Genomic DNA, 13,765 nt, shown 5'->3' with positions numbered 1-13,765 from the left:
TATTCATAATGCTTACAATAATATAAAATATTGAAAATATATGGTATAATAAAATAGTCAGTAAGTCATAAGAATTATAGGGAAGTGAGAAGTGTGGATATAATTAATAAACAATATTCAATACTAAAGAATATAGATATTAATAATGTAGTATCTTCATATGTGGCTAGAGATGTTATAAATAGCAATGTGGTTCAATTAAATCTATTGAATTCTGATTATACCCCAAAAAAATTCATTCGCTTTCTTATAGACAATTTTATTGATTATAATAATATAGATAGTTCTAATATTATAAAGACTATTGATTTTGGACTTGTACAGAATATAAATGAAAGAAAAATAGGATATAAACAATACTATTATACTACTGAATATATGGAAGGGACAGTAAATATTAAAGATGTAGTAAAAGTATGCTCAAGTGATCGCATAATAGATTTATTTGTAGATATATGCAGTGGAGTTCAATATCTTCATTTAAGAGGAATCTTATATGAAAATATTGATTTAAATAATATTTATATATTAAATAATGATAATAAATACGAGATAAAGCTCTGTGATTTGGTTAGTGTTCAAATAAATAAAGAGTTTTTTAAAGAAGATAATAGAGAAAGCCTTATATTCAGGGCACCTGAAGTTATAAATGGTGCAAAGCCAAGCAGGGCTTCTGATATATACTCTTTAGGAGTACTTTTATACGTATTATTGATGCTTAGTATAGGTATAGAAATAGATTTTTCTTATGACATTTGTAAACAGATAAAAAATACAGATGATAAACTAGATTTAAATATAATTAATATTATAAACAAGATGGTATGTGAAGAGAAGAATAGATATGGAGATATAAGCGAAATAATAAAAGATTTAAATAAAGTCTTAGGAAAAAAATACTCCAGCAATAAAAAATATGATATTGAAAAGCTGAACTTCCGTAATAAACTTGTAGATAGAGATTATGAGCTAAATAAAGTATTGTCTGTATATAATCAAATAAAAATTAATCGTACCCAAAGTAAAATGATTTTAATTCATGGAGAAAGAGGAATAGGTAAAACTAAATTATTGGAGGAGATTGAAAGGTTTATATATTTAGATGGAGGAAAAGTTTATTCAACATATAACTCAGAAAGTAATAATTTATCCTCAAAAGGATTTTATGAAATTATAAAAAAGTTATTAGAAAGCTGCAGTCAGGAAATACTTAAAAACTATGAATCTGAACTTATTAAATTCGTGCCAGAGATAGGAAGCAATAAACAGATGGTTCAAATACAGTCTCTAATAGCAGAGAAGGAAAAAATAAGATTTTTAAAAGTTAGTGAAAACTTTTTAAAAGAACTCTGTGAAAGCAATGAAATAGTATTTATAGTAGACGATATTCATTCAATGGATAGATTTTCCATAGAATTAATAGATTATCTATATAATTCTGACTTAAACAGTAAAAATATAATGTTTATCTTATCCTATTGTGATGAGGAAGCTTTATTTGATAAGGACTTTTCAGAATTTATATTGAAAGAAAGAAATAATCCTAATACTATAAATATTAATCTAAAAGAGTTATCGAAAGAGGGAACTATAAGATTTATTAAAGATATAATGCATTTGGATAAAGATGCTGTAAACTTCTCAAAAAAGATATATGAGCACACTTATGGAAATCCTTTATTTATTAAAGAAACCTTAAAAAATTTTCTCTTAAATAAGGTGATTTATGTAGATGAAGATACAGGAAAATGGTGCAGCGATTATGATGAAGATTATGAAAATCTTCCAATTCCACACAGCTTAGAGCAGGCTTGTACGAATCAAATCAGTAAATTAGATGAGAAGTCCTATTTAATAATAGAGTTTATTTCTTTCTTCAATAATGGTGTGTCTAAAGATATAATAAAGAATTTTTTAAGTGGATGGGACTTACAGTGCGATTTTATAATAAAGGATTTATGTGATAAAGGAATTATATGTGAAAAGATAGAAGACAGAGGCTTTGCTTATGATTTTTGCAGCAAGATTTTAAAAGATATAATATATAAAAGAATAGATGACGATAAAAAATCTAAGATTCACGGTTGGATAGCCAACATATTTGAAAGAGAAAACGAAGAGGATAAATGTTATGAAGATGAAATAATATATCATCTTGAGAAGTCGGGGCAAAATCATAAGGCAATTCGTTATTGTGTAGATAGCTCTGAAAAAATGTTAAAGCTTAAGAATAGAGAAGGGGCATTAGTGATCTTAAATAAAGCTCTTTCTTTACTGAACACGGAAGATTATATTTTAAAAATTGAGCTTTTGATAAAAATTTCTAAATTATATGAGGATGATGCTAACTATAAATCAGCTATAAATTATGGAAAAGATGCTGAAAGTATTTGTATAAAAATCGGAGAAAAAAGACTTTTAGTAGATGTATATAATTTACTAGGAAGTGCCTACTTAAAGTTTAGTAAGTTAGATAAAGCTATAGAATGTATAAGAGCATCAGAAAATCTATTAATAAGCATGAATTATGAAAAAGCATATATAAAAAATAGATTTATTTTGGCTAGAATATATCTTAGAAGTGATGAAAACGATAAAGCTATTTCTATATGCAATGATGCTATAGAATTATGTGGAGAAAATCACCTGAAATATAAGGCCATATTATGCAGCATTTTAGGTGCAGCTTATATGGAGTTAAATAGAGCAAAAGATGCTGTAAAAAGTTATAAAGAAAGCTATAGATATAGCAAAAATATAAACTATAGGAAGGGGCTTGTAGTAGCCCTCAATAATTTAGGCGTGATTTATGGTGATTATTATCAAAGAGAAAGTAAAATGGAAGAGTACTTGTTAAAAGCCAAGGAAATATGTGAAAACGATAAGTTCATATATTATGAAGTTATATCATTAGTAAACCTAGGCAGAGTTTATTTGGCTAAGTATGACTATAAAAAGTCTCTTAAGTACTTTTTAGAAGGATTAGATAAATCAAGAGAAATTAATTTTGAAAAAATGTTTTTCTATAGTTTAAATCAATTATCTATGGTTTATTTTAGAAATAACAATTATGAGATGGCTTATAGATATTATACTTTATCTCAACAAGAATTTAAAAGTTATAGAAAACAGGTTATAGATGAAGTCAATTTTTATAGACTGCAGGGAGAATTTCTCTTTAATATAGGATTTATAGAAAAAGCAAAAGACTATATTAAAAAAGCAGTTGATATATTAAATATGAAGGAATGCACATTAAAATGGATAAGTGAAATTCATCTTCAATATATAAATTTAATTGAAGATGAAATTCCACAAAATATGTACAAATATATAGATAAAATAGAGGAGCTTTTATGCAATTTTAAAAAATATAAAGTATTTGATATAGTTTACGATACAGCAATAATACTATATAAAAAAGGGAAAAAAGATTTGGCAATAAGTTTATATAATAAATATTTGTATAATTTTAATGATAATTCTAATCCTAAAATAAAATTAAGACACATGCATCTTAAAGGCATATTATCACAAGATGATAATAAGATTGAATTGCTGAATTCAGCTTTAAAGCTATCAGACAAATTAGATGAGCAAAACATTAAGTATGAGTTATGTATAGAAATTGGAGAGTGGTATTTAGATAGAAATCAGTATATTAAAGGTGCAGATTACTATTTTGAAGCTTGCAAAATAATAAGATGTTTGTTAAGTAGGCTTCCTGAAAATATAAAAGAACAATATATAAAAATTAATAATTTAAGAGAACCTTTCTATAAATTGATATGCATAAGGAATAGATATGTGGAATCTGAGATAAATTATAAGGAAATTAATTCTGTAGAGGAACTATTAGATTTTAAATACTCTATAGATCTGTTAAAGGATAAGACTTTTATTGATGAAGCTAAAGATATATATTCTAAATCTCATTCAATTTTGGCTAAGAATGAGTTGGATATTATAAATAATTTAACTTCTGATTCTATGGCAAATTTAGAAATGATATTAAAATATTTAGTATGGACAACTTTGGCTTCAAAAGGAAAGATTTTATTAGAAGGAGAAAATGAAAAGTATGTGACCTTGGTATCCTTTTGTGAAGAATGTGATGATATAGAAAATGAGGAAATACTGAAAAAGGTAAAGAATACAAAAACTCCTATGCTGCTAAATCATCAGTATACCTTAAAAGGAGATACAGCAGTTATTTGCATACCAATAATAATAAAGAATATTAAGGGCGCACCTGTGGAAGGAAGAAAGAAAAATAGAAAAACATATGATTTTGTAAAAGGATACGTTTATCTGAGTTCAGATAAAATTTTAAATAATTTTAATGAAGAAAGTTTAGGACAGTGTATAAACTTAACAAATTTAATAGACTATATATTAGAAAAGTATCAGTTAAAAATTAATTCATGCTTAGATCCTTTAACAGGAACATTTACAAGAAAATGTCTTGAAGAAAAAATAGAAGAATTTATAGAAGAAGCAGATGAAAATAAAAATATATTTTCCTTAATAATATTCGATTTAGATAATTTTAAAAGTATAAATGATAGTTACGGACATCAAATAGGAGATGAAGTTTTAAAAAAGGTCAGCAGCGTAGTTTTAGAGAATATAAGAAATCGAGATATATGTGGAAGATATGGTGGAGAAGAATTTATTATACTTCTTCCTAATGTAGATAAATATGAGGCAAAAAAGATTTCAGATAGGCTGAGGAAAAAAATTAAAAAGAGAGTAATTTTAGGAGATAATGTGCCGGTTACTATAAGTATGGGTGTTTCTGTGTATCCAGAACATGGCTATTTAAAATACGAGCTTATTGAAAAAGCTGATCATGCTTTATATGTGTCAAAAGAATTAGGAAAAGATAGATGTGAAATATGGAAAAGAGAATTTTCTCATATAAAACATAGAAATAAACTCTCTGGTATACTTTCTGGTAACTTAGTTCAAGATTCTAAAAACATTTCTTCCATCATAGATTTGATAAATATCGTAAATCAAGAGACAGACTTAGAGAAAAAGATTTATGATTCCTTAGGAGAAATAATAAACATACTGTCTGCTGAATATGCCAGCATAGTCTATATGGATGAAGACAAAGTAAAGAAAAGTTTTAAACGCAAAATAAATGAGGAAGGTTGGTGCATGGAGCAGGTTTGCAATAATATTATAGATGAAGTAGTTTCTAAAAAACAAAGTATATGCACCATGTATTGGGGAGAAGAATTAGGATATGATTTAATAAATGAATCTTCAGAGTGGTACTCTGCAATGGCAGTACCATTAATAAGAAAGGGAACCATTCAGTCTATAGTCTGTGCAGCAGTTCCTCTCAAATTAAAGAGATTTGATTATGATGACTTAAATTTATTCGATACTCTGTGCAAAATAATAAAGTTAATGTAATGATGCTTGAAGTAAATTATATAGAAATATAGGGCGTTAAGTTACTATAGGTTAATGTCCTATATTTTTTGTTTGAATAATTGCTTTCTAGAGGGTATGCTAAAGTATATGAAATAAGGAAGGTGATACAATGGTAAAATTTTTTATTTTGTACCTTATTATAATTAATTTTTATGGGATATATATAATGTATTCAGATAAGAGAAGAGCAAAGAAAGGTAGCTTCAGGATACCAGAAAAGAAGTTATTTATAATCGCATTATTATTAGGAAGCTTGGGAATTATAGTTGGAATGGAGATATTTAGACATAAGACTAAGCATTACAAATTTGTTTATGGTATGCCTGCCATATTTTTTATACAAGTATATTTAATATATAAATTCTTTTTTTAATATATTGAGACCGTGCTTTGAACATACATGGTATATGAAAGCACAGTCTTTATTTTTATAAAAAGCTTTGTATGATTAGTTTCCCAGCTACAGCAAGAGACATTGTTATAAATATAGGTTTAATTAGTTTTGAACCCTTATTTATGGCAAGAGATGTTCCGAGTCTTGCACCTAAAATCATAGCTAGAGCTATTGGAATTCCTATCATATAATCTATTTGTCCATGAATTGCAAAAAGAACTAATGAAGTAATATTGCTTGTAAAGTTAAGTAATTTTGCATTTCCTGCCGCTTGTACAAAGTCAAATCCAAAAATCTTTATCAGTCCAAAGATTAAGAAGGAGCCTGTACCAGGACCGAAGAATCCATCATAAAAACCTAAAGAAAAAGCTAATAATATTCCTAAAATTAAATTTAATTTTGTAATTTCTTTAAATTTATTTTCGCTTCCAATAGATTTTGAAAATATAGTATAAATACCAACAAATAAAATCATAGCCAGAACAATTGGATATAGAAAGCTTTCGTCTAATTTTAAAACCGCTTTAACTCCTACTACTGCTCCTATAAGGTCAAAAGGAATTAAAAATTTAAGTAAATTAGAATTTATTTTTTTAGATTTTGTAAACTTAAATGCACTGGTGAAAGATCCAGAAGAAGAACAAAATTTATTGGTTCCTAAAGCTAGATGTGGGGACACACCTGCAACTAAGAAAGCAGGAACACTAATAAGCCCTCCTCCTCCAGCAATAGAATCCACGAAAGATGCTAGAAATCCTGCTCCACATAAAAAAATAATTTTTAAAGCTATAGATGTTGTAAACATAAAAGCACTCCCAACGTAAAGTAATCAACATAAATATTTTACTTTATTTGTTTAAATAATGAAAGAGTACGTTAGAAATAAATTGTGACAATGTTCAATATAAGAAAATTGCATCGCAATTTTCTTAAAGGCTGTCTTTACACTCTACTCTTTAAACTTTAAACTATTATAGTAAATATGATTGTGGGGAGGTAAAATATGAAGGATATAGTATTCATAGCTCCTTTTAAGGGATTGAAGACCTTAGGTGAAGAAGTTGTTAAAACAAGGAGGTATAGCAATATAGAAGTAGTAGAAGGAGGTTTGAGCGAAGGAGTAGAAGTTGCAAAGAAAGTTATTGAAGCTGGAGCTAGGGTGATCATTTCTAGAGGTGGAACTTATACAATGATCAAGAATGTTGTTGACATTCCAGTAGTTGAACTTAAAACCACATCTTTTGATATCTTAAGAGGTTTTAGACATTTAATAAATTCCAAAGGGAAAATTGGTGTTGCAGGTTATGAAAACGTAATTTATGGATGTGAAGTAATAGGAGAGGTTCTAGGTTTAGATATAGTCAAAATAGAAATTGAAAAGGAAGATAATGCGGAAGAATTATTAGAAAAGTATGTTGACCAAGGAATCAAAATATTTGTAGGAGATACTATAGGAAGTCAAACAGCTAGAAATCTAGGATGTAAAAGCTACATTATAGAATCTGGTATAGAATCTGTGCTTTATGCTCTACAAGAGGCGAGAAGAATATTAAAAGGATTAAGGCTAGAGAAAGAACGAACTGAAAGACTTAAAACCATAATAAATTTTATAGATAATGGAATAATAGCAATTGATAATAAAGGGAAGATAAACATATTTAATTCTGTGGCGGAAAAGATATTTGGAATTCATCAGAAGGGAGCTATTGGTAAGAATGTAGAAGAAGTTATAAGACATACTAAATTAAACAAGGTACTTCAGTCTGGCGATATAGAATTGGGTGAAATACAGGATGTAGGTAGGTTAAAAATTGCTACAAATAGAATTCCTATTATTGTAGATGATAAGATAACTGGAGTGGTAGCAACCTTCCAAGATGTTACTAAAATACAAGACTTAGAGCATCAGATAAGAGTTAAATTACAAAAAAAAGGATTTATTGCAAAGTATAATTTTGAAGACATAATTCATAAAAGCATAGATATGGAAGAGTGCATAGAAAAAGGTAAGGTGTATAGTAAATATGATTCTCCTGTGCTAATATTAGGGAAATCTGGAGTCGGCAAAGAACTGTTTGCTCAAAGTATTCATAGCAGCAGTTCTAGAAAAAATGCTCCTTTTGTAGCAGTGAATTGTGCAGCACTTCCTCCTAATCTTATAGAAAGCGAGCTATTTGGATATGTAGAGGGAGCTTTTACAGGTACTGCAAAAGGGGGAAAGGCTGGACTATTTGAGCTTGCTCATGGAGGAACTATATTCTTAGATGAAATAGGAGAGCTTCCATTAGATGTTCAAAGTAGATTTTTGAGGGTACTTCAAGAAAAAGAAGTAATGAGAATAGGTGATGATAAGGTTATACCTATAGATGTAAGAATTATTACAGCAACCCATAGGAATTTGAAAGATATGATAAAAGAAGGAAAGTTTAGAGGAGACTTGTACTATAGAATAAATATTTTAACTCTTATAATTCCATCCTTAAATCAAAGGATGGAAGATATAATGGAACTTTCTAAGTTTTTCGCAGAGAAATATTCAAAAAAATATAACAAGAAAATTTATGAAATTTCTCCTAAAGCACAAAAGTACTTAAATAGCTATAATTATAAGGGAAATGTAAGAGAGCTTGAAGGAATAATTGAGAGAGCAATTGTTTTATGCAATACAAACATAATAGAATTAAAAGATGTTAAAGTAGAAGAAATTGGACCTAGAAATTCATTAACTAATAGAGAAGATACTATTATCGGTAACATAGAAGCAACATGTAAAACTTTAAAAGAAGTAGAAAATGAGTATATAAATAGGGTTATAGATTATTGTAATGGGAATTTAAGTAAAGCTTCTAAGATACTAAATATAAATAGAACAACCCTATGGCGAAAAAAGAATAGTGATGCATAATGTAATACTGTTGCTTTTTGCAAATAGTATTTATTGCGAAAAGCAACACAAATGAGTAAAAGTTTTCTGAAAACCTTTTAAAATGGTGAAAGTTAATTTTGGCATGGTACTTGCTATATATAAAAGTGAAAAAATAAAAAAAGTCATAGGAGGTATGGATATGCTAAAACTTGCAGTTGTTGCTAATGCAAATGACAATGTAGCTACAGCAGTAAAAGATTTAAAAAAAGGTGAAAAAGTATTAATAGATTTGTTTGGTAAGGATATAGAGGTAATGCTTAATGAGGATATTCCTTTTGGACACAAGTTTGCTATAAAGGATATACAAAATGGAGAAGAAATAATTAAATACAAAGAATCTATAGGACAAGCTACACAAGATATAAAGGTTGGAGATTATGTTCATGTACACAACGTTGTAAGTGAAAGAGGACGTGGAGACTTGGAGGTGTCTAAATAATGAAAAAGTTATATGGATATAGAAGAGAAAATGGAAAAGTAGGTATAAGAAATCATGTATTAATACTTCCTGCATCAGTTTGTGCTAGTGAAGTATCAGCAAGAATTGCAGCTCATGTAAACGGTGCAGTATCAGTGCCAAACCAACATGGATGCTGTCAAGTAGGTGCAGATTTAGATCTTACAATTCAAATATTAAAAAATTTAGGTAAAAATCCTAACGTGGCTTCAGTTTTAGTTGTAGGACTTGGATGTGAAGGAGCTCCAGCTAAAGAAATTGCGGAAGAAATTAGAAGAGATACAGGGAAAAGAGCTGAGTGTTTAATAATCCAAGAATGTGGTGGAACTATTAAAACAGAAGCAGAAGGTATTAGAATAGCATCAGAAATGGCTAGAGAAGCAGCAAAGCTTAAGAAAGAAGAAATCGATGTTACTGAAATTACTCTTGCTATCGAATGCGGTGGCTCTGATACTACTTCAGGACTTGCATCAAATCCTGCTGTTGGATATGCATCAGATAAGCTAGTTTCTTTAGGAGGAACATCAATATTCTCAGAAACTACAGAATTTATAGGTGCTGAGCACATACTAGCTAGAAGAGCTATAACTAAGGAAGTTGGAGATAAGATCCTTGAAATAGTTGCTAACTGCGAAAAGAAGGCAAATACAATGGGAGTTGACATGAGAGGCGGACAACCTACGCCAGGTAACATTCAGGGTGGTTTAACTACTATAGAAGAAAAGTCTTTAGGCTGTATCTATAAAGGTGGTACTGCACCAATTGATGGAGTATTAGATTATGCTGAAGTACCATCAAATAAAGGTCTATATGTAATGGATACTCCAGGACAAGATATTGAATCTATCACTGGTATGGTAGCAGGTGGAGCAACAATAGTTGTATTTACAACAGGAAGAGGAACCCCTACAGGTAATCCATTAGCTCCAGTTATTAAAGTAACAGGAAATCCGGATACATTTGTAAAAATGAATGATAATATGGATATTAATGCTGGAACCATAATTGATGGAACTAAAACTGTGCAAGAAGTTGGAGAAGAAGTTTTTGAGGAAATGCTTGAAGTAGTTAATGGAAAGCAAACAAAAGCTGAATCCTTAAATCATAGAGAATTTGGAATGTATAAGCTGATATCAACATTCTAAATAAAAAGCAACATAGCTAAGAGGTAAATATAAAGGTTAAGAACATGCCTTCTTAACCTTTATACTTATATTGAAATTATATTTAATCATAGTATTAACAGAATTACATGAATGGATCTGTATAATGGTAGGAGGAATAAAAATGAAGATTTTGCAGTCAGTTAAGAAGATTCCGGGGGGACTAATGGTAGTTCCGCTTTTATTAGGAGCATTAGTTAATACCTTTTTTCCGCAGGCATTAGAGATAGGCGGATTTACATCGCATTTATTTAAGAATGGTGCAATGCCAATTTTAGCAGTATTTTTATTTTGTAATGGAGCACAAATAAACGCTAAACAGGCGGGAACACCGTTAATAAAGGGAGTAGCTTTAACACTTGCAAAATTCCTTATTGGGGCTGCAATAGGTGTGCTTATTAATAAAGCATTTGGACCTGCGGGCGTACTAGGAATTTCAGCCCTTGCAGCAATTTCAGCATTTACTAACTCAAATGGAGGACTTTATGCAGCTTTAGCAGGGGAGTATGGTGATTCAACAGATGTTGGAGCTATATCTATACTTTCAATAAATGATGGACCATTTTTTACCATGCTGGCATTTGGAATAACTGGAATAGCTACAGTTCCAATTATGGCATTAGTTGCAACTGTTGTTCCTATAGTGATAGGATTTATATTAGGTAATTTAGATGAAGATATAAGAAAGTTTCTAGAACCAGGAACGGTAGTTTTAATACCATTCTTTGCATTTCCATTAGGCTCAGCTTTGAACTTTGGACAAATTATAGAAGCTGGTTTTCCAGGAATAGTACTAGGAATTGCATGTACATTGACAACAGGTCTTGGTGGATACTTAATAATGAAACTTTTAAAATCTAAGCATCCGGAAGTTGGTGCAGCGGTTGGCACAACAGCAGGAAATGCAGTAGCAACACCAGCAGCTCTGGCAGCAATTGATCCATCATTACAAGCTATTGCTGCAACAGCAACCGTTCAAATTGCTGCAACAATTATTGTTACAGCAATATTGTGTCCTTTACTTGTAAACTATCTAAATAAGATAGAAAATGCAAGAAAAGAGGTAAAAGCGCTTAGTAGATAAGTTGAAAACGGTTTTGAATTTCCTCCTCTGTACGTTGGTGATTAATAAATTGCTTTTCGTGAGAGGAGGAAGTTATTATAGAAACAAAATAAACTAAGGGGTGAAAGACTTGAACAGATTTTTAATTATAGCAGATGATTTTACAGGAGCAAACGATACAGGAGTTCAACTAAAAAAAAGAGGAATAAATACTGATGTAATCTTTCATTCCAAATCAATAGATAATAATGAAAGATCATATGTAATAGATACTGAATCAAGAGGACTTAGTGAAGAAGAAGCATTCTTAGATGTAGAAGGAAAAGTGAAAAATGCATTTAAGCAAAGGTTTGACTATGTTTATAAAAAGATAGATTCAACTCTCAGAGGGAATATAGTCTCTGAAATAAAGGCAGTGGACAAATACTATAATGCAGAACTTATAATATTTGCTCCTGCTTATCCGGATAATAAAAGAATTACAACTAATGAGATTCATAAAATTAATGGGATGCCTATTAGTGAGACGGAGATATCAAAAGATCCTAAAAAGCCAGTAAAGGTAGATAACATAAAACTTATACTTAAAAATGGATTTGATGAAGGAGTAACTCATGTATGCCTAGAAGAACTAAGAAATGTGAAAACTGATTTTTCTAAGGGAAGAATATATACCTTTGATGCAGAAACGAATGAAGATCTAATGATAATATCAAATCAGATTACAGCTTTAAATAAAAAGGTATTATGGGTAGGCTCTGCTGGACTTGCAGATAGTATACTAAAGGTTAATATGCGGGTAGATCCTTCTATAGCAGTAGTTGGAAGTATAAGTGAAGTTTCTAAAAATCAACTTCATTATGCAGTATCAAGAGGAACTAATTTAATTAATGTAGATATTGGAAAGTTGTTAAAAAATAGAGATATACAAGATATAGTAAACGAAGCTTTAGAAAAGATTAATAAAGGAACAGATGTTATTATAGCTTCTTCTTATGAGAGAGAGGATTATGAAAGAACTATAGAAGTAGGAAAAACTTTAGGCTGTACTAAAGAAGAAGTTAGTGTTTTTACTCAAAAGATTCTAGGAGAAATTGTTGATAATATAGTAGAAAACACAAGCATATCTGGTATGTTTCTAACTGGAGGAGATACAGCTATAGGAGTTATTGAAGAATTATGTGCTAAGGGGTCAAATATAAAGCAAGAGGTTATGACAGGAATACCTCTTATGACTTTAAATGGTGGAAAGTGTCATGGACTAAAGGTTATAACTAAAGCAGGAGCTTTTGGAGAAGTAAACGCTGTTGAATACTGCTTAAAGAAGTTAAAGGAGGACATTTAGATGAAGCTTATAGGGATAACCATGGGAGATCCTGCAGGAGTAGGACCTGAGATAATATTAAAAGCTTTAGATGAAAGAAAAGACTTAAGAGAAAAGAGCGTAATATTTGGAAGCTATAAAGTTTTAAATTACTATAAAGGGTTATTAAAAATTAATACAGATATAAAGGTTATACAAAATCTTAATGAATTCGAAAAAGAAGTCATTAACGTAATAAATGTAGTTGACTTAGACATAGATGATTTTGAGATAGGAGAAGTATCTGCTTTATGTGGGGATGCTGCATATAGATATATAGAAAAGGCTATAGAAGCGGCTAAAAAAGGAGAAGTAAAAGCAGTAGCCACTGCTCCTTTAAATAAAGAAGCACTACATTTAGGTGGTCATAACTTTGCAGGCCATACAGAGATATTTGCAACCTTAACAGATACAAATAAGTATGCAATGATGCTTACAAATGATAACTTCAGAGTTATACATGTGTCTACTCATGTATCCTTAAGGGAAGCTTGTGACAGAGCTAAAAAAGAAAGAATTTTAGATGTTATAAACTTAGCAAATGATACTTTGAAGAAAATGGGGATAGAAAATCCAAGAATTGCAGTAGCTGGACTAAATCCTCATGCGGGAGAGAATGGATTGTTTGGATATGAAGAAATAGAAGAAATCATACCAGCAGTTGATGAAGCACTTAAATTAGGTTTAACTGTAGAAGGACCAATTGCACCAGATACAGTGTTCCTAAAGGCTCATAAAGGGAAGTATGACGTAGTTGTAGCCATGTACCACGATCAAGGACACATACCTATGAAAATGTTAGCCTTTGACACTGGAGTAAATATGACTGTTGGACTTCCAATAATCAGAACTTCAGTAGATCATGGTACAGCATTTGATATAGCTGGCAAAGGAATAGCAAAAGGAGATAGCATGATAGAGGCACTTAAGGTGGCAGAGCTGTTTTAAGAG

9 protein-coding genes are annotated in these 13,765 nt (G+C 30.1%); 8 read left to right on the top strand and 1 reads right to left on the bottom strand.

Annotated features, from left to right (window positions below):
• The first annotated feature begins 93 nt into the window (after positions 1-93).
• Both ACFWTK_RS08590 and ACFWTK_RS08585 read left to right on the top strand, forming a co-directional pair.
• Positions 94-5,427: a diguanylate cyclase gene (locus ACFWTK_RS08590; protein WP_415875601.1), complete on the top strand. Its 5,334-nt coding sequence runs from the start codon at positions 94-96 to the stop codon at positions 5,425-5,427.
• Between the two features lie 130 nt (positions 5,428-5,557).
• Positions 5,558-5,821: a DUF1294 domain-containing protein gene (locus tag ACFWTK_RS08585; protein WP_415875600.1), complete on the top strand. Its 264-nt coding sequence runs from the start codon at positions 5,558-5,560 to the stop codon at positions 5,819-5,821.
• A gap of 55 nt (positions 5,822-5,876) precedes the next feature.
• Here the strand turns inward: ACFWTK_RS08585 and ACFWTK_RS08580 are convergent, their stop codons facing one another.
• The gene (locus tag ACFWTK_RS08580; RefSeq protein ID WP_415875599.1) at positions 5,877-6,647 is read right to left on the bottom strand and encodes a TSUP family transporter; all 771 of its coding nucleotides are present in this window, start codon (positions 6,645-6,647) and stop codon (positions 5,877-5,879) included.
• Between the two features lie 198 nt (positions 6,648-6,845).
• Between ACFWTK_RS08580 and ACFWTK_RS08575 the strand changes: the two genes are divergently transcribed.
• The 6 genes from ACFWTK_RS08575 (at position 6,846) to pdxA (ending at position 13,762) form a co-directional block, all read left to right on the top strand.
• Positions 6,846-8,747, top strand: coding sequence for a sigma 54-interacting transcriptional regulator (locus ACFWTK_RS08575; protein ID WP_415875598.1), 1,902 nt, complete (start codon positions 6,846-6,848; stop codon positions 8,745-8,747).
• Positions 8,748-8,832: 85 nt separating this feature from the next.
• On the top strand, positions 8,833-9,207 hold the full coding sequence (locus ACFWTK_RS08570) for a UxaA family hydrolase (protein ID WP_415875597.1): 375 nt from the start codon (positions 8,833-8,835) through the stop codon (positions 9,205-9,207).
• Positions 9,207-10,370 carry a UxaA family hydrolase gene (locus ACFWTK_RS08565; protein ID WP_106024302.1) on the top strand — a complete coding sequence of 388 codons (1,164 nt, stop codon included), beginning with the start codon at positions 9,207-9,209 and terminating at the stop codon, positions 10,368-10,370. The genes ACFWTK_RS08570 and ACFWTK_RS08565 overlap by 1 nt, the downstream gene beginning before the upstream one ends.
• A 136-nt stretch (positions 10,371-10,506) precedes the next feature.
• Positions 10,507-11,472, top strand: coding sequence for a 2-keto-3-deoxygluconate permease (locus tag ACFWTK_RS08560; RefSeq protein WP_415875705.1), 966 nt, complete (start codon positions 10,507-10,509; stop codon positions 11,470-11,472).
• A gap of 109 nt (positions 11,473-11,581) precedes the next feature.
• Positions 11,582-12,796 (top strand): four-carbon acid sugar kinase family protein, encoded by a 1,215-nt coding sequence (locus tag ACFWTK_RS08555; protein ID WP_165815355.1) that lies wholly within the window; start codon positions 11,582-11,584, stop codon positions 12,794-12,796.
• Complete coding sequence (pdxA, locus tag ACFWTK_RS08550) at positions 12,797-13,762, top strand: 4-hydroxythreonine-4-phosphate dehydrogenase PdxA (protein WP_106024305.1); 966 nt, start codon at positions 12,797-12,799, stop codon at positions 13,760-13,762.
• The last annotated feature ends 3 nt before the right edge of the window (positions 13,763-13,765 follow it).

This window comes from Clostridium sp. (genome assembly GCF_047777555.1).
In the GTDB taxonomy this organism is placed as follows: Bacteria; Bacillota; Clostridia; order Clostridiales; family Clostridiaceae; genus Clostridium_H.
Note: the sequence above shows the minus strand (reverse complement) of the source record. Positions and strands in the feature narration are given on the sequence as shown.